This is a genomic window from Roseobacter sp. (assembly GCF_024639605.1).
Lineage (GTDB): Bacteria > Pseudomonadota > Alphaproteobacteria > Rhodobacterales > Rhodobacteraceae > Roseobacter.
Genome location: NZ_JAHEHZ010000024.1, coordinates 1 through 19,751 on the forward strand (window position 1 = coordinate 1; position 19,751 = coordinate 19,751).

General features: G+C 61.7%; 16 protein-coding genes. 6 read left to right on the forward strand and 10 right to left on the reverse strand.

What is annotated here, in order from left to right:
* Nucleotides 1-98: 98 nt before the first annotated feature.
* The 4 genes from Q0M35_RS05125 to Q0M35_RS05140 are packed head-to-tail and all read right to left on the reverse strand — an operon-like array spanning nucleotide 99 to nucleotide 3,991.
* Nucleotides 99-659, reverse strand: a complete 561-nt coding sequence (locus Q0M35_RS05125) for an ABC-type transport auxiliary lipoprotein family protein (protein ID WP_295313146.1) — start codon at nucleotides 657-659, stop codon at nucleotides 99-101.
* A 1-nt stretch (nucleotide 660) separates the two neighbouring features.
* Nucleotides 661-2,745, reverse strand: coding sequence for an MlaD family protein (locus Q0M35_RS05130; protein ID WP_295313147.1), 2,085 nt, complete (start codon nucleotides 2,743-2,745; stop codon nucleotides 661-663).
* Nucleotides 2,742-3,386: a paraquat-inducible protein A gene (locus Q0M35_RS05135; protein ID WP_295313148.1), complete on the reverse strand. Its 645-nt coding sequence runs from the start codon at nucleotides 3,384-3,386 to the stop codon at nucleotides 2,742-2,744. The genes Q0M35_RS05130 and Q0M35_RS05135 overlap by 4 nt, the downstream gene beginning before the upstream one ends.
* Nucleotides 3,353-3,991, reverse strand: coding sequence for a paraquat-inducible protein A (locus Q0M35_RS05140; RefSeq protein ID WP_295313149.1), 639 nt, complete (start codon nucleotides 3,989-3,991; stop codon nucleotides 3,353-3,355). The genes Q0M35_RS05135 and Q0M35_RS05140 overlap by 34 nt, the downstream gene beginning before the upstream one ends.
* Nucleotides 3,992-4,217: 226 nt before the next feature.
* Between Q0M35_RS05140 and hydA the strand changes: the two genes are divergently transcribed.
* Together hydA and Q0M35_RS05150 are read left to right on the forward strand one after the other, a co-directional pair.
* The gene (hydA, locus tag Q0M35_RS05145; protein ID WP_295313150.1) at nucleotides 4,218-5,612 is read left to right on the forward strand and encodes a dihydropyrimidinase; all 1,395 of its coding nucleotides are present in this window, start codon (nucleotides 4,218-4,220) and stop codon (nucleotides 5,610-5,612) included.
* A complete protein-coding gene (locus Q0M35_RS05150) occupies nucleotides 5,609-6,256 on the forward strand; it encodes an aspartate/glutamate racemase family protein (protein WP_295313151.1) in 648 nt (215 codons plus the stop codon). The genes hydA and Q0M35_RS05150 overlap by 4 nt, the downstream gene beginning before the upstream one ends.
* Before the next feature lie 18 nt (nucleotides 6,257-6,274).
* Here the strand turns inward: Q0M35_RS05150 and idi are convergent, their stop codons facing one another.
* Genes idi through Q0M35_RS05180 form a run of 6 tightly spaced genes read right to left on the reverse strand, consistent with a single transcriptional unit; the run spans nucleotide 6,275 to nucleotide 12,455 of the window.
* Nucleotides 6,275-6,814, reverse strand: a complete 540-nt coding sequence (idi, locus tag Q0M35_RS05155; protein ID WP_295313152.1) for an isopentenyl-diphosphate delta-isomerase — start codon at nucleotides 6,812-6,814, stop codon at nucleotides 6,275-6,277.
* Nucleotides 6,811-7,989, reverse strand: coding sequence for a geranylgeranyl diphosphate reductase (locus Q0M35_RS05160; protein ID WP_295313153.1), 1,179 nt, complete (start codon nucleotides 7,987-7,989; stop codon nucleotides 6,811-6,813). The genes idi and Q0M35_RS05160 overlap by 4 nt, the downstream gene beginning before the upstream one ends.
* A gap of 3 nt (nucleotides 7,990-7,992) precedes the next feature.
* Entirely contained in the window at nucleotides 7,993-9,300 is a 1,308-nt protein-coding gene (locus Q0M35_RS05165; RefSeq protein ID WP_295313154.1) for a BCD family MFS transporter, read from the reverse strand.
* A complete protein-coding gene (chlG, locus tag Q0M35_RS05170) occupies nucleotides 9,297-10,196 on the reverse strand; it encodes a chlorophyll synthase ChlG (protein ID WP_295313155.1) in 900 nt (299 codons plus the stop codon). Before chlG ends, Q0M35_RS05165 begins: the two co-directional genes overlap by 4 nt.
* Nucleotides 10,197-10,251: 55 nt before the next feature.
* Nucleotides 10,252-11,679 carry a transcriptional regulator PpsR gene (gene ppsR, locus Q0M35_RS05175; protein WP_295313156.1) on the reverse strand — a complete coding sequence of 476 codons (1,428 nt, stop codon included), beginning with the start codon at nucleotides 11,677-11,679 and terminating at the stop codon, nucleotides 10,252-10,254.
* Nucleotides 11,676-12,455 carry a cobalamin-dependent protein gene (locus Q0M35_RS05180; protein ID WP_295313157.1) on the reverse strand — a complete coding sequence of 260 codons (780 nt, stop codon included), beginning with the start codon at nucleotides 12,453-12,455 and terminating at the stop codon, nucleotides 11,676-11,678. Before Q0M35_RS05180 ends, ppsR begins: the two co-directional genes overlap by 4 nt.
* 292 nt (nucleotides 12,456-12,747) lie before the next feature.
* On the opposite strand from Q0M35_RS05180, the gene bchF reads away from it, so the two are divergent.
* From bchF to Q0M35_RS05200, 4 genes are all read left to right on the forward strand, one after another.
* A complete protein-coding gene (gene bchF / locus Q0M35_RS05185; protein WP_295313158.1) occupies nucleotides 12,748-13,260 on the forward strand; it encodes a 2-vinyl bacteriochlorophyllide hydratase in 513 nt (170 codons plus the stop codon).
* Nucleotides 13,257-14,543 carry a ferredoxin:protochlorophyllide reductase (ATP-dependent) subunit N gene (locus Q0M35_RS05190; RefSeq protein WP_295313159.1) on the forward strand — a complete coding sequence of 429 codons (1,287 nt, stop codon included), beginning with the start codon at nucleotides 13,257-13,259 and terminating at the stop codon, nucleotides 14,541-14,543. The genes bchF and Q0M35_RS05190 overlap by 4 nt, the downstream gene beginning before the upstream one ends.
* Before the next feature lie 67 nt (nucleotides 14,544-14,610).
* Nucleotides 14,611-16,155 carry a ferredoxin:protochlorophyllide reductase (ATP-dependent) subunit B gene (bchB, locus tag Q0M35_RS05195; RefSeq protein ID WP_295313160.1) on the forward strand — a complete coding sequence of 515 codons (1,545 nt, stop codon included), beginning with the start codon at nucleotides 14,611-14,613 and terminating at the stop codon, nucleotides 16,153-16,155.
* Nucleotides 16,145-19,717, forward strand: coding sequence for a magnesium chelatase subunit H (locus Q0M35_RS05200; protein ID WP_295313161.1), 3,573 nt, complete (start codon nucleotides 16,145-16,147; stop codon nucleotides 19,715-19,717). Before bchB ends, Q0M35_RS05200 begins: the two co-directional genes overlap by 11 nt.
* Nucleotides 19,718-19,751: the final 34 nt, after the last annotated feature.

The window sequence follows — 19,751 nt, forward strand, 5'->3', positions numbered from 1 at the left end:
CAGCCGGGACATATCAGGCTGGGCGTGGGCGGTGGCGCCGGGGTCAACCTTGACGACGGTTTAACCCGCGTGGCGCAGGCACTGGCTGACTGGCCGGATTAACGCAGCCCGTTGCGCACCACAAATCGGGCAAGATCCAGAATGATTTGTCCGCGGGCAACCGCAATGGCACCGGGGCCGGCAGCCGGATCATAGGCCACGCTGAGATCAAAAAGCCCGGAGCGTTCCCGCCCGCCCTCGGCCACAGCGACAAAATACTGTCCTTTTGCGCGGAACTGTCCGTCGTTTCCGGCAACCAGCGATTCAAACCTCAGATCAAGACGTGCATCAGGGAAGCTCTCGAACGGCCAGGGCGAGGACGCCACACGTGCCCCGGAAAGCTGCGCGATATGACGGGTAAGTTCGAGCGCAATCGCCCGGTCGGGTGTGTCTGCCCAGAGCACGGCGCCGTCACTGACAAGCCGGCCTGCGTCATCCTGCAGAGATATCTCATCGGCGGCGGCATAGGCGGGCAGGGACACTTCGCGCACTTCAAGAGCCCGGAAGGCGATGCGCTGGCGCTCATTGACGCCAGGTGCGGGCACTGCGTAACGTTCGGCCGTGCCGGTACAGGCCGCCAGGGTCAGCGTCACGATCAGGGCGGTCACCAGGTGTCTCATATTATCGTCCTCTGATCAGCGCGCTGGGGTTGCGTTCGAGCAACCGCGCAAGCGATGTGATGGCCTCTGCGGCCTGTGAGATATCGCGCATGGCAGCCTGAGCATCACGGCTCAGCGCTTCGCCTTTGTTATAGCCGGCGATCGTGGCGCTCGCCTGCTCAAAAACGCGCGAAATCCGCTCGACCAGCGCGGGCAGGTCCTGGCTGGAGAGTGCGACGGCATCGGCCGCCTCACGCGTTGACAGCAGCGTGGCGTTGACGTTATCCACCGCCCCCCCGGCACGCAGATCGGCCAGTGTTGCATTAAGCTCATCCAGCGCGGAGCCGAGCGAGGCCGGCAGATCGCGGGCAGCGTCGGTATCGATCAGAGCTTCTGCGGCACTGGTCAGGCCCGTCAGTTCCACAATCAGATCCTCGACGGGCAGCGTTTCTGCCTTTGCCGCCACCGCGTTCAGCTGATCAATCAGCTCCGGTACACCTTCGACCGAGGCCCCGACAGAGACAGCAGCACTTGTCGCCGCATCAATCGCCTCGATCACCCGCGGCACCAGCTGTTCACTGGCAAGCTGCACGAGCAACTCTTCGATCCGTTCAAGAGAGGCGTTGAGACGCACAGGAATATCCTGCACCGATTGCGATGTCACGATCCCGCGTACGTCGCCCAGAAGGCCGCGGACCTCTTCGGAGGTGCCGCGCAGATCCGCGTCCGACACCAGCGCCGTGGCACTTTCCATAAAGAGAATAGCGTTGTTCAGCAGCTCTTCGATGGGCAGGCTGTTGATCCGGGTAAACACGCCCTCGACCGTCGCCGCGGCATCGGAGATTTCGCTTTCGGTACTCGGAAACTGAACCACATTGTCACTGTTACGGGAGATATTTGCAGGTTCCGCATCGGCCACTTCCACCAGTTCGACCTTCAGGCCCCCGGTCAGAAGGCTGCCGGACGCCAGCCGCGCGCGCAGGCCGGCCGCAACCCGTTCTGTGAGAAACTCAAGGGCCGCATCGGCGCTGACTTCACCGGGCAGGCCCAGGCGCGCAGGCTGCACGCCGATCACGACATTGAGGCGCACGCGACTGTCGCCAAAGGCGTCACTGTCGACAATGCCCGACAGGCTCTCCACCGACCCGATGCGCAGACCACTGAGTTCCACCGGAGCATCCACCGTCAGGCCGGAGATGTTCTCGTCAAAGATCACCTGCATCTCAAGCAACTCGACCTCGGAGGCATTGAAGACACTGTTTCGCGCCGCCGAGGAATCACCGAACACCTCAAAGACAGTGCCATCCGCAACAGGCGCGCCGCCGGACACAAAGGTGTCAAAGGTAATGCCACCCCCGACCAGTGTCGCCAGCGAGGAGAAGTCCACCTCAGCACCGGTGGGCCCGATCGAAACACTGAACCCGGATGTGTCCCAGAACCGCGTCGAGCGGGTGATCAGATCGCGATGATCCTCATAGATGATGGCCTCGGCGATGGCAAAATTACCCCGCCCGGAGATACGCGCGGACCCTACCCGGCCGACCTCGATGCCGCGGAAGAGAATAGGCGAGTTATCAGTCAGCGTGCCACCTGGGATGGTGCGCAACGCGATCTGCAGACCCTCGTCGCCGGGCCGGAACAGCGGTGCTGTCTCGCGCCCTTTGAACGACCGCCGTATCGGACCGATTTCACTGTCCCATGACGCTTCGATGAAAACACCGCTGATGACGGTATCCAGACCGGAGACGCCCTGCGCGGTCAGCTCCGGGCGCACGATCCAGAAACCGGCGCCGGCATCCGCATAGGGCGCCACTTTTTTATCAATGCGGACTGAGGCGATGATGCTGCTGAGATCTTCAGAGAACTGCACGTCCTCGACCACACCCACCTTAACATCCCTGTATCGCAGTTCCGTCTGGCGCGGTGATATGCCGGAGCCGCTTTCAAATTCGATCGTGATAAGATGTCCGCGTTCATTCCAGGACTGAAACGCCACACCGAGCGAAATCACCAGAGCAATGAGCGGGATCAGCCAGATCACTGAAATCCGCTGAGTCCAGGACCGGCGGGCGGTCTCAACTGAGACTTTTTCAGGTGTGTCGCTCACGGTTTCGTTCCTTCGCGCTGGTCCTGCACATCCCAGATCATGCGGCTGTCAAAGGCCTGAGCGGAGAGCATCGTAAAAATCACTGACAGCGCAAAAAACAGACTGGCAATCCCGGGGTGCATGGAGGCCAGGCTGTTCAGTTGCACCAGTGCGGACATGATCGCAACCACAAAGATATCGATCATCGACCAGCGCCCGATGTATTCCACAACCTCATAGAGCACCTGGCGCTGATGCGGCCCGGTGCTGGACGGGCGGACCACGGAGACCGCAAGAAAGGCAATCGCCATAAATTTCGCCAGCGGGATGACGACGCTGGCGAAAAGGATAATCAGCGCAATTGAATAGTTGCCGTAATAAATGAACTCGATCGCGCCGCCGACAATCGTTGCCTCCTGCACCGACAGCAGCGTTTCGGTTTTCAGCATCGGATAGAGGTTCGCGGGGATATAGCAGGCAAAACCGAGCAGCCAATACGCCGCCACGCGCTGCAGACTTTTTTCGTCGCGCAGGATCAGCCGGTGTCCGCAGCGGCCACAACGCTCGGTCTCGCGCGGCCAGGCCTGGGCGCAGCGCAGACAGGCCACCAGCCCCAGATCCCGGGCGGTTATGACTTTTGAGGTTCGCTCAGCGCGTTCCATACCGACCACCTGCACAAAAAGCTCTCCTGGAGCACAACAAGAACGACCAGCGCTGCAAACATCCAGAATGCAGGGCCGAAAGTAACATCCGCAAGTTCGCTGATTTTGATCAGCGCCACGGCACAGCCAATCACGAAAATCTCCGCCATCGACCAGGGCCGCAGCGCCTCGGACAGGCGGAAGGCGCGCGCGGCATGTGGCGCCGGTGGTCTGTCAAAGACCAGCGGCACCAGCACATAAAGCGACAAAAGCACGCGGGTCAGCGGGATAAAAACGATCAGCGCCGCTGTCGCGAGGGCCAGCAGGACAAGCGGCCCGTCACTGAAAGCAAGCGCGGCTTCGAGGATCGATACCGAATTGGTGGTCCCACCGGCAGAGATCGTAAGAAACGGGAAAACAGCCGCCGCGATGATCAGAAACAGAACCGCTGTCGCCAGTGCGATGATCTGCATCCCGGCCTTGCGCCGCGGGGTGATCAGCACCGTGTGACAGCGCTGGCAGACCGCACGTTCACCGGGTTCAGGGCGCGCAAGACTCCAGGCCGCATCACATTGCGGACAGACAATCAGATCGGTGCGCGGGACCGTATCAGTGATGCTGGACATCTCGGTTTCACTGCCTCTCAGGCGCAGGCCGCGCCGGTTCCATCTCTCATTACCGGAGGTCGGCCCCGGGGTGAAGGCTTTGCGCACAGGATGCGATGATATACGCCGGAATATTACATAATCATCATTACAGAATTATCCGCGAGGCGCTTTAGCTTTGCAGCCCGGCGCGGCATCGGGCAGGATATGCACAGATGCCTGCACCACTGACATAAGAGCCCCGCCCGTGACATTCGACACCATTATCCGTGGCGGCGAAATCTGCACCACCACCCTGCGCACACGGGCCGATATCGGCATCCGCGAGGGGCGCATTGCCGCCATCGACGACAGACTGACCGGCGCGGAAACCGTGATCGATGCCACAGGCCACATTGTGCTGCCCGGCGGCATCGAAACCCATGCGCATATTGCACAGGAAAGTGCCGCGGGGGTGATGAACGCGGATGATTACTTTTCCGGTTCGGTGTCAGCAGCCTTCGGCGGAAACAGCTCATTCGTGCCCTTTGCCGCACAGCAGCGCGGACAATCGGTGGGCAGCGTCCTCGACACCTATGGCCAGCGCGCAGCGCGCAGCGTGATTGATTATTCCTGGCATCTGATCATCAGCGATCCGACACCCGAGGTACTGACTTCAGGCCTGCCCATGGCCTTTGAGCGCGGCGTGACCTCGTTCAAGGTCTTCATGACTTATGATCTGGTGAAGGTGGATGACCGCCAGTTTCTGGATATTCTGACCACTGCCGGGGCCCATGGTGCTGTCACGATGGTGCATGCAGAGAACGACGCGATGGTCCGCTGGATGAACGAAAAACTGGCGAAAGAGGGCAAAACCGCACCCCGGTATCACGCAGAGAGCCGACCTGCGCTTGCCGAAGAAGAAGCCATTCACCGCGCCGTGTCACTGGCGAAACTGGCCGGCGCGCCGCTCTTTGTGGTGCATGTATCGACCCCCGGCGGGGCGGCGATCATCGCGCGGGAGAAAGCTGCCGGCACCGAAGTCTTTGCAGAAACCTGCCCGCATTACCTGGCCTTTACGGCAGAGGATCTCGACCGGCCCGGCATGGAGGGGGCAAAGTTTATCTGTTCGCCGCCCCTGCGCGATGCCGCAATACAGAAGGTGCTCTGGGAGAATATCGCCGCCGGCACGTTCGATTGCGTCAGCTCGGATCATGCGCCGTACCGCTTTGATGAGACGGGTAAATTCATCAACGGGGCGCAGGCCCCCTACCCTGCCATCGCTAACGGCATGCCTGGGATCGGAATGCGACTGCCCTGGCTCTTTTCCGAAGGCGTCGTGGCGGGGCGCATCAGCCTGCAGACGTTCGCGGGGCTGTCCGCAACCAATGCTGCCCGGGTTTTCGGGCTTGATACCAAGGGAAACCTTGCCCCCGGGCTCGATGCCGATATCGCTATCTGGGATCCCGAAGCGCGCTGGCACGTGACCCTGGAGGACCAGCACGACAATATGGATTACACGCCGTTTGAGGGCATGGAAATCTCCGGGCGGCCCGTGACCGTCCTGAACCGCGGACTGCCCGTGATCCGTGACCGCGTGCTATGCGCCGCGGAAGGCCAGGGCCGGTTCATCGCCCGCAAGCCCCTGGCGCGCGCGACATGAACGGCACCGCGCCCATCCTCGTGATCAACCCCAATTCAACTGTGGCCGTCACGGATGAAATTGCGACCGCCGTGAACGCCCTGCCCGGTGCCGCCGGGCGGTTCGACTGCGTCACTATCGCCAAAAGCCCGCGCACGATCAGGACGGATCAGGATGTCACAGAGGCCGGCGCCCGCGTGATGGACCTTGCTGCAACACGGACCGATGCCGCCGCGATCATCATCGCCTGCTTTTCCGATCCGGGGCTGGAAGAGTTGCGACACAGCGTCCGCATACCCGTCATCGGCATCCAGATGGCCTCGGTGATGACTGCCATTGCGACCGGCGCGCCCTTTGGCGTGATTGCACTTTCGCCTGCCTCAATCCCGCGGCACATGGCGTTTTATGACCGGCTGGGCATTGCACATCACTGCGCAGGAGAGGTCGGCCTGAGCGGGGTCTCAGCCCTCGACGCCGGGCGCTCGGATGCGGTTTATGCTGAAACGCTTGCGGCCGGTAAACAACTGCTCGCGCAGGGCGCACGATCCGTCATACCGGGCTGTGCCGGTTTTTCTCCACGGCGCGCACAGCTTGAAACGGATCTGGGGGTTCCTGTCATTGATCCCGTGCGCACGGCAGCGGCCATGGCACTGGGGCTTGTCTGAGCAAATTGCGTGACCCGTTCAGGGAGTGACGCCTTCTGCGACGTCCCCGAAAATCGTCTGCGCATGATCCCGCAGATAAATCCTGAGCCAGGGCGTGAACCGCTCCGGCTCCCATGTCACGCGTTTGAGCAGATCGCTGAAACGCACCCATTCCACCGCCATGACCTCTTCGGGGTTGGGCGTTACTTTCAGAGTGGGACCGGCTTCGGCGACAAACACATCCACGACCTCATGTTCAGTCAGCCCGCCGCCCACTGCAGCGCGGTATTCCAGATGGTGCCGGTGCTCAGGGTTGAGACCGGTCAGGCCAAGCTCTTCGTCCAGCCGCCGCACCGCGCAGTCAAGCGGCGCCTCGTCCCAGTCCGGATGCGTGCAGCAGGTGTTCGTCCAGAGCCCGGGCGTGTGGTATTTGCACATCGCGCGCTGCTGCATCAGCACCGCCTCGCCGCGCATGACAAAGACCGACACGGCCTTGTGTCGCAGCCCCTTCACATGGGCCTCCAGCTTTTCAACAGGTGTCAGTGTGCCGTCTACCCAGGCCGGGATCATAATCGTCATACGCGGGTCACTGGCACAAGACCGGTAAGATGCGCAAGGTTCTTCAACCCGATTTTCAGGTGCGCCATGGGCCGTGCGCGCACGAGTTTCTTGTTCATATAAGCTTCAAAGGTCAGGCGCTGCACGTCCACATCATGGCAGAGCGAAACAAAGCGTTCACGTCGTTCATCGCTGCGATAGTACGCGTTCTGCATGGAACCCAGCACCCGGAAGACCATCTTGTGCTCTTTCATGAAAAGTTGTCTTGCAAGGCGCAGATCCTTCACCCGGCCCGAGGCCAGCGTGGCCGCACAGGCGGTTGCCGCGACCCGGCCCCCGACCATCGCGTAATAGATCCCCTCGCCCGAGGACGGTGCGACAACACCGGCGGCATCCCCTGCCAGCAGCACGTCGCGGCCATTGTCCCAGCGGTCAAGCGGGCGCAGCGGGATCGGCGCGCCCTCTTTGCGGATCGTCTCGCATCCGGTCAGACCCGAAGCCGCGCGCAGGGCCGCTGTGGCCTCCTTGAGATTAACCGACGACAGTTCAGTGCCCATACCGACACTGGCACTGTCACCATGCGGAAAGACCCAGCCATAGAAATCCGGCGAAATGGCCCCGTCATAGATTACGTCGCAACGGACCGGATCGTAGGTGTCTGATCTGGGTGGCGCTTTGATGATCTCGTGATAGGCAAAGACCAGCGGCACCTTATCTGCGTCTTTGACCTCGGCCAGACCCACACGGGACTTGGCACCGTCCGCACCGATCACCAGCTTACAGGGCAGCTCGCGTTCTTCCTGGGTGGCTTTGTCACGGTAAATCACGACCGGCGTGCCACCGGGGCGTTCTATGCGCACAAAGGTGCCGGTGAAATATGCGGCACCTGCCTCCTGCGCGCGGGCCCGCAGGAAGGGATCAAAATCCTTGCGGTCGACCATCCCGACGAAGCCGTTCTCGATGGGGATATCGACATGACGCCCGGTGGGCGAAATCATACGGGCCGTGTTGACCTTTGCCAGGAGCTGCTCATCTGAGATGTGGAAATCCAGCATCAGCCGCGGCGGTATCGCGCCCCCACAGGGTTTGATCCGACCCTCGCGGTCGAGCAATGCCACCTTATGGCCGGAGTTCACCAGATCCAGCGCTGCGGTGGCACCCGACGGGCCCCCGCCCACAACAACTACGTCATACATTTTTCATTCCCCCGGCATCATTGCGGTCTGGTTCTGGTTATCCGCTCCGGGAGCCGTCAGGCGCATGGCCAGCGCTGCCGCGATCAGGAATACAAAACCCTCAAATGTGAAAACGGCGCCATAGGCCGTGGCATCCGCGGATGTCAGCCAGCGCATGATATCGACCATAGCAGTTCCGATGAAGGAGCCGGCACCAAAAGCAATCGCCTGGGCCGCGCCGAAGAGCCCCATGCGCACGCCTTCGCGTCCGTCACCGCCCTCACGCGCGAGACTCATCATGGCGCCGATGGCTGCGACGGCAAAGGTGCCGTTGGCCAGACCCAGCGTAAAGATATTACCGGCAAGCGGCCAGTCGGGTGCGCGCGCCCCGCCCCAGGCAAGGCCAATCAGCGACAGACCCGACAGGACACAGCCGCCGACGATCCAGACCCGGACCGGCACAGTGACCCAGCGCGCCAGCAGCGTCCCGGAAAGCAGAACGATCAGCATGCCGGCCAGCGCACCTGCGTGATGCATGCCGCCCAGCCGGGTGCTTTCACCGACAGTGAGGCCAAAGACATGCCCGGCAAAGGGCTCAAGGATCAGATCCTGCAGGTTATAGGCAAGCATTGAGGCAAAGACGAAAACTGTGAAGACCCGCACGCGCGGATCGCCCCAGAGTTCGCGCGTAACCTCCCGGAAGGCTGCCTGCCTGCGGGATTTCACGGGGCCGGCGGCGGCACCTTCCTGACCCCAGACACCGATACAGGCCAGTGCCAGCGCCACAGCGCAAACGCCGAACGTGACCGCCACAAGACGGCTGTGAGAATAGGGGTCAAGCAGGATGCCGGCGGTGATGCCGGTCACCGCAAGGCCGAAAATCATCATAATCCAGACAAGGCTGCCGGCGGGTGCCTGGCGCCCTTCGCTCACGCGGGAGGCCAGCAGCGCCAGCAGATTAGTGCCCGCCGACCCGATCCCCAGACCGATCAGCAGAAAGGACGGGATGGCCACCGCGATCCCGGCCCACAGGCTGCTTTCCATCACGCCGACCGACAGCGCAGCCCCCAAGGCACCGGCGGCAAGCAGAGCAATTCCACCGATGATCCAGGGGGTGCGCCGGCCGCCCTGGTCTGCGCCGTGCCCGAACCGGGGTCGCAGAAACTGTGTGCCATAATAGAGAGAGACCAGCAGCCCGGGCAGGATTGCCGGCAGCGCCAGTTCGACCACCATCACCCGGTTCATCGTCGCCGTGGTCAGCACCACAACCGACCCCAGAGCCATCTGCACCAGACCCAGACGGGCGATCGAAAGCCAGCTCAGCGGCGTCATGCGAGCCCCCGGAGCGCAAAGGCCGCAATCATCATGCCGGTGATATAAAGCAACACGCCGGTACCGTTGTACCAGGGCGCGCGCCCTTCCGGGTCTTTGAACATAACGGTCATTGCCCGGAACTGCGCGAGCAGCACGGCCGCGACGCCGGCGGCATGCAGCGGTTTGTCCCAGAGAAACAGCAGAGCCGTGACCGCAATCTGCGGCAGGGTCATGACCAGACAGGCGACTTTCGCCGCCCGCGCAGGACCAAGCACAACCGGCAGGGAGTTTACCCCGGTCTGGCGGTCACCCTCCAGCGCCTTGAAATCATTCAGCGTCATAATGCCATGCGCGCCGATACCGTACAGCAGCGCCACCACAATCACGGGCAGCGCAGGTGCACCGGCGCTCAGCACGGCGGCACCGGTAAACCACGGCAGGGTTTCATAACTCAGACCCACGAGACCAGGCCCCCACCAGCCCGAGCGCTTCAGACGCACCGGCTCGGCGGAATAGGCCCAGGCGGCAAGCACACCCAGCACAGTGGCACCAAAACCCCATGGGCCCAGCTGCCAGCCAACAAAGAGAGAGAGCAACGACATCGCGAGCGCGATCCACAGGCCCCAGCGGCCCGGGATCCGGCCCGAGGGGATCGGGCGGTCCGGTTCATTGATGGCGTCCACATGGCGGTCGCACCAGTCGTTGGCGGCCTGGCTCATGCCACAGACCACCGGGCCTGCGAGGACCACGCCGAGCAGCACCAGCATCCACTGCCCCGCCGGCGGGACGCCGGACGATACAACACCGCAGAGATAGGCCCACATCGGCGGGAACCATGTCACGGGTTTTATCAGGCGCAGTGCGGCGGCTGGTTCGGGGAAGCGGCGCGGCTGTATGATCTGAGTGACAGACATGTGTAAACTATGGCTGACACTTTGAGTCGGCGCAAGTGGGAGAACAGCGCCCGGATCAGGTGTTTTTAGCGAGCAGACCGTACTTTCGCAGCTTCACATAGAGGCTCTGGCGTGACAGCCCCAGCATCTCTGCTGCAGCGACCCGGTTGTTACTGGTCAGTTCGACTGCAGTCTCAATGCACATCTTCTCAACGACATCGGTGGTTTCGGCCACAATGTCCTTGAGCGACGCCGATCCGACCAGATCCATAACGTTCCGGCTCGATTCCGGCGGCATCTGACCAGCCGCAATCGCACCGGCGGCACTGCGCTGTGCCTCGACCCGGCTGACATCACGCACGATACATCCGATCGACGGCGCATCGGCATCATCGAGGTGCGTGGCGGAAATCTCCACCGACACCCGGGTGCCGAGATCGTTGATCAGCCTGGTGGCATAGGTCCGCATCTGGCCCCCCCGCTGGGGCGGATCCGTCAGAACGCTCAGGTCAATCTGGCCGCGGCTCAGGAAATCGCCAAGACTGCGCCCGACCACACCTGAAAGATGCGGCGCGCCAACGAGATCAAGGAAGCTTTCATTGACAGACAGGATCACGCCCTTGGGCGAGATAAAAAGCATGGCGTCCGCACCAAGACGGAAGAGTGACAGCGCCTGATTTGCAGCTTCGCCGGTGGCTTCCGCCACGGCGGCATCCGATGCCAGACGGCAGAGCAGAACGCGCTGACCCCCTGCCCTGAAAACAACCGGCTGAAGAACAATCTGCTGACGTGTGCGGGTCGCACGCAGGGTGACCCGCCCGCCTTCATCCGACAACGTCGCATTCAGAAGACTTTCGGTCAGCTCGACACTGGAGCGGTCGTTGAAATGCTGCGCCAGCGAACTGCCGCGCAGCGACTCTGTCCCCAGACCCAGCAAGTTTGCCGCCGCCTCGTTCGCGTCATCGATCCGCCCGGACTGCACCGAGACAAAGACAACCGCCTGCGAGATGTTGGCCATCAGCACACGATACCGCGCATCAAACTCGCGACGCGCCTCATACCCCTGCTCCAGCGCGATCTGCGCCTTGACCAGCTGTTGTTGCGTTTCAGCAATCGGTCTCAGGTCACGTCCCAGCAGCAATGCTGCGTTTTCATGCCCGAACCGGTGAAAGGTATAACGGACCGGATACTGCCAGACCGCATTGTCGCTGTGATTAAGTTCCAGCGGCTTTTCAGGCACCTCGCCGGCGAGATAGGCTTTATGCGCCTTTTCGAACTTCGGCACGGACTCATAGGTCAGAAAATCCGCGACCGGACGCCCCTCCCAATGCTTCAGATTACCAAAGGATTCGATATGCGTATTCAGAACCACCGACAGAATGATGCCTTCGGCGGAAACCACGAGCGCGATATCCGACGCGGCTCCGATGATGCTGCTGAGAAACTCAGGCTCGATCAGGGGAACAGCACCGCTGCTCCAGAATGTATTCTCTCCGGTCGTCATGAGCGGCTGGCCGCGAACTCAGATGCGCAAAAAGAAACGGCCTCCGCGGCCTTGCTGGTCACGATATCGACCCCGGTATTTGCTTTGAGTTCCTTGTCATAAGATGTCACCAGACCGCCGAGCGCAATGACGCAGCCTTCGGGGGCAGAACTTCGGATGGTCTGTACCGTCCGGCGCACAGTGTCGAGGTTTTCAGTGCGTGAACAGGTCACCAGTACAAGATCCGGGGAGTCCAGCATCACCCGCGCCGCAAGCGATCCTTCGTCTTCGTCAAAAGATGTGCCCACATCGCAGCCAAGGCGCCTGAGTTGTGCGGAAAGCACGCTGGCGCCGAGGAAATGCTGCTCATTGGCCGGCACAACGACAAGCCCGGTCAGGCGGGTACGGTCCGTAACCACATCCGGCACGCTGCCGGCTGCCGCCTCCCCTACCAGCGACTGCAACCGCATTGATCCGATCGTCACCTGAGCAAAGCTGGCGTCATCATCAACCCACATCTGCCCGAGCACGATCGCCGCCTGAGGGATATAAATGTCAATGATTTCATCGACCGACAGACGGTGCCCGCGCAACTCAGCGATAAGTGCTGAGGGTTCAAACCCACCCGGGCAGAGCGCGGCGCGCAACAGATGATCCAGAACGAACTGACGCATGCCACCCGGAGAGATGGCCTGTCTGCTGCTCAGCACGGAAATCACCCGTGTTGCCAGCGCATCGACATAAACCGGTCGGCTGCGCTCCGTACGAGGCGTTTCTCTGTGGTCATCGGTCGGCATTGCATTTCCCGGAAAGGGCCAGGCTCCGGCCCGGACACGTTTGCGCGTACAGACTCTGCCTTCACCACCAAAATGTCAAATCAAATTGACATATCTGCGGGGATTGACCGGATTCAATTCAGTAAAAATCACCTTTAAACCTTCAGTAATCGCAAAATCGGGGAAATTTCAGCCATCTCAATGTCAGACCAGATTGTCATTTCGCCACTTTCAATGTGTAAGTTACAGTTGACACTTTTCGCAAACAAACGCTACTTTCAAAAGGTAACAGGCGCGAAAGGCCTCCATGGGGATGGACTCCGGAACACCAGCCAGAACAGACCGCGCGGGCCTTTATTCGCCGGCCGAACGCGCCCGTCGCGATGCCACTGTCTGGACCACGGTTCAGGGGGTTCTGGCGCCGCTGCAGTTTGCCGTTTTTCTTGTCTCTTTGGTGCTGGTACTGCGCTATCTCTGGACAGGCGACGGCTATATCGCCGCGACAGTTTCTGTCCTGCTCAAAACGCTCGCACTCTACGTGATCATGGTCACCGGTGCGATCTGGGAAAAAATCGTTTTCGGTCAGTACCTTTTTGCCCCCGCCTTCTTTTGGGAAGACGTCTTTTCCTTTGCCGTTATCGCGCTGCACACCGCCTATATCTGGGCGCTTTTCAGTGGCGCGCTTGATCCCCGCACGCTGATGTTTCTGGCCCTCGCAGCCTATGCCGCCTACGTGATAAACGCAGTCCAGTTCGTGCTCAAACTCCGGGCCGCACGACTGCAGGCGACAGCGCTTTCCCCGCCCCGGACGGAGGTCGCAGCATGAACGATCTGCCGCGCCTTCCCACCTCCGGCGGATGCCGCGATGAACCGATTCTGAAGCAGCGCGGCCAGCGCGAGGTGTTCTGTGGTCTGACGGGAATCATCTGGCTTCACCGCAAAATGCAGGACGCCTTTTTTCTGGTCATCGGCAGCCGGACCTGCGCCCACCTGCTGCAATCCGCCGCCGGCGTGATGATTTTTGCCGAGCCGCGTTTCGGGACGGCGATTCTCGAAGAATCGGACCTGGCGGGCCTTGCTGATGCCCAGACTGAGCTCGACAAAGTCGTTGATCAGCTGCTGGAGCGCCGCACAGACATCCGTCAGCTTTTTCTTGTGGGCTCCTGCCCGTCCGAAGTGATCAAACTGGATCTGTCACGCGCCGCCGAACGTATGACCGAGAAATACGCGCCCTCTGTGCGGGTGCTGAATTTCTCAGGCTCCGGCATCGAGACAACCTTTACACAAGGCGAAGACGCCTGCCTTGCCTCCATGGTTCCCGTGCTGCCGGAAACAGACCATCGCCAGTTGCTCCTTGTCGGTGCCCTGCCGGATGTGGTCGAGGAACAGGCGATCTCGCTGCTCACGCAGATGGGCATCGGGCCGGTCCGCGTCCTGCCCGCGCCACGTGCCGACAGTGACCTGGGCGTTGGTGCAGACACTGTCTTCGCCCTGACGCAGCCTTTCCTCGGTGACACACATGCAGAACTCGAGCGCCGCGGCGCTCGCCACATCGCGGCCCCTTTCCCTTTCGGCGAAGAGGGAACCACCGCCTGGCTGCGCACCATCGCCAATGAATTCGGTGTGGATGACGAGACTTTTGAAAGTGTAACCGCCGCCCCGCGCGCCCGTGCCCGCAAAGCCATCGCACAGGCCTCTGAAAGCCTGCGCGGCAAATCGGTATTTTTCTTTCCCGACAGCCAGCTCGAAATTCCGCTGGCCCGCTTTCTGACCCGCGAATGCGGCATGCAGGCCATCGAGGTCGGCGCGCCCTTCATACACAAAGGCATCATTGGCCCTGATCTCGACATGCTGGCTCAGGGTCCCGTGCTTTCCGAAGGTCAGGACGTCGACCTGCAACTTGATCGCTGCCGCGCCGCCCGCCCCGATCTCACGGTCTGCGGGCTTGGCCTCGCCAACCCGCTCGAAGCAGAAGGCCTCTCCACAAAATGGGCCATCGAGCTTGTCTTCACACCGGTTCATTTCTACGAACAGGCAGGCGATCTTGCCGGTCTCTTCTCGCGCCCGCTGCGCCGCTCTGACCTGCTGCAACTGGGGGTCCGTGCATGACCCCCCTTCTCTGGCTCAAAAATATCCCGGGGAGTGTGAGGGGCCGGCCCCTCACGGACCCCGCCGCATGAAGCTCACGGTCTGGACATACGAGGGCCCACCCCATGTCGGCGCGATGCGTGTCGCCACCGGCATGACCGGGCTGCATTATGTGCTGCACGCACCTCAGGGCGACACTTATGCGGATCTGCTCTTCACCATGATTGAACGGCGCGACCACCGTCCGCCAGTTACCTACACAACCTTTCAGGCCCGCGATCTCGGCTCTGACACGGCCAATCTGTTCAAAAAATCGCTCGAAGACGCTTATGCCCGCTATCAGCCAGAAGCGCTGATTGTGGGCGCCTCCTGCACCGCCGAGCTCATCCAGGACGACCCCGGCGGCATGTCCGAAACCATGGGCATTCCGGTGCCGGTGATACCGCTTGAACTGCCGAGTTATCAGCGCAAAGAAAATTTCGGCGCAGATGAGACCTTCTTTCAGATCGTGCGCACACTGGCAAAGCCGGTGGAGCGCACACAGCAGATCACCTGTAACCTGATCGGGCCGACGGCTCTGGGCTTCCGGCATCGCGACGACATCACCGAGATAACGGCCCTGCTGTCGGACATGGGCATCAGCGTCAATGTTGTCGCCCCGATGACCTCATCCCCCTCGGACATTGCCCGCATGGGGGCCGCACACTTTAACGTGCTGATGTATCCTGAGACCGCTGAGAGTGCAGCGCGCTGGATGGAGCGGGAACTCGACCAGCCCTATACAAAAACCGTGCCCATCGGTGTGGGTGCCACCCGCGATTTCGTCCGCGAAGTGGCGGAAATTACCGGTCTTGATCCTTATCTGGACGAAAGCCGGCTGCGTCTGCCCTGGTACTCAAAAAGCGTCGACAGCACCTATCTGACCGGCAAGCGCGTGTTTATCTTCGGGGACGGCACCCATGTTGCGGCTGCTGCCCGTGTCGCGCGCGATGAAATGGGATTCGAGGTCGTGGGCCTTGGCTGTTACAACCGCGAAATGGCGCGGCCGGTCCGCAGTCTCGCCAAAGATTACGGTGTCGGAGCACTGATCACCGACGATTATCTCGAAGTCGAGCGCAGCATCGAAGCGCTGCAGCCCGAAATGATCCTCGGCACCCAGATGGAGCGGCACATCGGCAAACGCCTCGGCATTCCCTGTGCTGTGATCTCAGCCCCGGTTCATGTGCAGGATTTCCCGGCGCGCTATTCCCCGCAAATGGGCATCGAAGGTGCCAATGTGCTCTTTGATACATGGGTGCATCCGCTGGTCATGGGGCTCGAAGAGCACCTTCTGCACATGTTCCGCGATGATTTTGAATTTCACGATGCAGCAGGTCCCTCGCATCACGGCGGTCACGCGCCAAAAGCCGCCAACGACGCAACATCTGCGCCTGCGCCCGCCGCCACAGAGACGAAAACGGCCGGGGACGGCTGTGTGATCTGGCTCGACGATGCCGAGCGCGAGTTAAAGAAGATTCCGTTTTTTGTGCGCGGCAAGGCGCGGCGCAACACCGAAACCTTCGCCACGGAACGCGGCGTCTCCGAAATCAGCGTTGATACCCTTTACGAGGCAAAGGCCCATTATGCGCGATGACCGTGGCATCACAGGGCGCCTGCCCGGGTACCGCGTCGTAATCCTGACGCTGGACAGCCACGCGGCGGGTCCGGCCATGCGCGCGATGGACAAACTCGGCGCGGATTATCCGGGCCTCTCGGTCTCGGTCCATGCGGCAGCGGAATGGGGCGAGACGCCTGGTGCTTTTGAAGCCGCCCGCGAGGCTGTGCTCACAGGCGATATCATCGTCGCCAATCTGCTCTTCCTCGAAGAACACATCGCCCGGATCCTGCCCGCACTGCAGGCGCGCCGCGATGCCTGTGACGCCATGATCGGCGTCATTGCCGATGCGTCGATCGTGAAACTGACCCGCATGGGCTCACTTGATATGATGGCCCCGCAGTCGGGCACCATGAAACTGATGAAAAAGCTGCGGGGCTCGTCAAAACCCTCCAGCTCGTCCGGTGCGGACAAGATGGCGCTGCTGCGCCGGTTGCCGAAAATCCTGCGCTTTATCCCGGGCAAGAGCCAGGATCTGCGCGCATGGTTTTTGTGCATGCAGTACTGGCTCGGCGGCTCGGACGATAACGTCGAGGCAATGGTCCGCTTCCTCGTCAACCGCTATGCGCGCGACACGGGCTGGCCGGCGGCGGATGAGGCCCCTGCCCCGATTGAGTATCCCGATGCGGGGCTTTATCACCCTGACCTCGCCGGGCGGATAACGACCGGTATCGACCAGCTCCCTGCCCCCGAAGGATATACCGCCACCGTCGGCCTTCTGATGATGCGCTCTTATGTGCTGTCATCGGATACGGCGCATTATGATGCGGTGATCCGGGCCTTTGAAGCACGCGGCATCCGGGTTGTGGCGGCCTTTGCCGGCGGGCTCGATGGTCGCCCCGCAATTGATGCCTGGTTCCGCGATGAAAAGGGCGCAAAGATTGACGCCATGGTTTCGCTGACCGGGTTCTCACTGGTCGGCGGCCCTGCCTATAATGACAATGCTTCTGCGATTGAGGTGCTTGAGCATCTCGATATCCCATATGTCGCGGCTCATCCGCTGGAGTTTCAGACGCTCGCGCAATGGGCAGGCTCCGGTCAGGGTCTCGGACCTATCGAGACCACGATGCTGATCGCGCTGCCGGAGCTTGACGGTGCAACCAACCCCACGGTTTTTGCCGGCCGGCACGGGCAGGACGGCTGTGACGGGTGCGCGCATATGTGCGCCTCGCGATCTGACGCCAAAGCCATGGCCCCCTGTCCCGAGCGGGTGGACAGCCTGGTGGAAAAGACCATCCGGCTGGCGCATCTGCGCCGCCGCGAAAACGCCGGCAAAAAGGTCGGCGTTGTTCTCTTCGGCTTCCCACCCAATGCGGGCGCAGTTGGTACAGCCGCTTATCTGAGTGTATTTGAGAGCCTTTTCAATACGTTGAACCGCCTGAAGGCAGACGGCTATGACGTTGAGGTACCGGCGGATGTGGATGCGCTGCGTGCGGCAGTGCTCAGGGGAAATGCCGCGCAATACGGCCAGGAAGCAAATGTTGCGGATCACGTCAGCGCGGATGAGATCGTCCGCACCTCGGCTCATCTGAGTGAGATCGAAGACGTCTGGGGCCCCGCTCCGGGCCGTGTGCAGTCCGACGGACGCGGCGTTTTCGTGCTGGGCGCGCATTTCGGCAACGTCTTTGTCGGGGTCCAGCCTGCATTCGGGTATGAAGGCGACCCGATGCGACTCCTCTTTGAAAAAGGTTTCGCGCCCACCCATGCCTTTGCAACCTTCTATCTGTGGCTGCGCAATACGCTGAAGGCGGATGTGCTGCTGCATTTCGGCATGCATGGCGCGCTGGAATTCATGCCGGGAAAACAGGCAGGACCTGGGGCCCGCGACTGGCCGGACCGGCTGATCGGCGAGATGCCGAACGTCTATCTTTATGCTTCCAACAATCCGTCGGAAGCCACCCTGGCCAAGCGCCGGTCCGGTGCGGTCACGGTCACCCATCTCACGCCCCCGCTGGCCACATCCGGTCTCTATAAAGGGCTTATCGATCTCAAGGACAGCCTCACGCGCTGGCGCGGGACCGGTCCCGACGCTCCTGAACGGGCCGACCTCGAAGCTCTGATCGCAGATCAGGCCACGGCTGTGGACATGGGCGGAATTGCTCCCGATGCGCTCTGGCTGAAACTGCTGGAGACCGAAGACGCGCTTATTCCGGACGGTTTGCATATTGTCGGCCAGCCGCTGAGTGACGCCGCGCGCGCCGAATACATCAGCATCATGGACAACGCTGACGCCGAGACGCGGGCGCGGGTCGATCACCTGCTGCGCCAGGAGACAGAGCTTGATGCGATCTGTCGCGCGCTCTCAGGACGGTTTATCGCACCGGTGCCGGGCGGCGATCTGATCCGCTCTGCGGACGTGCTGCCCACGGGGCGCAACATCCACGCCTTTGATCCTTTCCGGATGCCCACGGCCTTTGCCTGCAAAGACGGTGCGGCCCAGGCGAGGCTGCTGCTGGAAACTCACGACAGCCTGCCGCGCACCGTGGCGCTTGTGCTTTGGGGCAGCGACAATATCAAATCCGACGGTGGCCCGGTTGCCCAGGCCCTGGCTCTCATGGGCTGCACCCCGCGCTTTGACAGTTTTGGCCGCCTGGCCGGGGCCGATCTGGTGCCGCTGGCGGAACTGGGCCGGCCGCGCGTCGATGTTATTATGACGCTTTCGGGGATTTTCCGCGATCTGCTGCCATTGCAGACCCGGATGCTGGCCGAAGCGGCGTTGAAATGCGCAAGCGCCGACGAGCCGGTGGAACAGAACTTTATCCGCGCCCATGCGCTGGCCTATATGGAAAAAACCGGCTGCGCGATCGAAGAGGCTGCACTGCGGGTCTTCTCCAATGCCGAAGGCGCTTACGGATCGAATGTAAATCAGCTGGTGGACAGCTCGGCCTTTGGCGATGAGGACGAGCTTGCCGATGCCTATGAGGCGCGCAAAAGCTTTGCCTACGGGACAGACGGCAAGGCCGCGGCAAATGCCGCGCTTCTGCAGGCGCAGCTTGCTGAGGTCGATGTGGCCTATCAGAACCTCGAATCCGTAGAGCTCGGGGTGACGACGGTCGATCATTATTTCGACACGCTGGGCGGCATTGCCCGGGCAGTGAAACGCGCGAAAGGGTCGGACGCGGCCGTCTATATCGGGGATCAGACCCGAGGTGCCGGCAAGGTGCGCACCCTGAAAGACCAGGTCGCACTTGAGACCCGCGCGCGCGCTCTGAACCCGAAATTTTTCGAGGGCCTTCTGAAGCATGGCGCCGAAGGGGTGCGCCAGATCGAAGCGACGGTGACCAATACGCTCGGCTGGTCGGCCACGACCGGTCAGGTGGAGCCCTGGGTCTATCAGAGGATATCCGAAACTTTTGTGCTTGATGAGGCAATGCGGCAGCGGCTGGCGGATCTGAACCCCACCGCGTCGAGCCGGATGGCGAACCGGCTGCTTGAGGCCCGTGACAGAAATTACTGGTCGCCCGATGAGGCGACGCTGGCCGCGCTGCAGGACGCAGCGGATGCGCTGGAAGACCGGATGGAAGGGGTGGCTGCACAATGACCCCGATGTATCAGATCTGCCCGACGGACCGGGG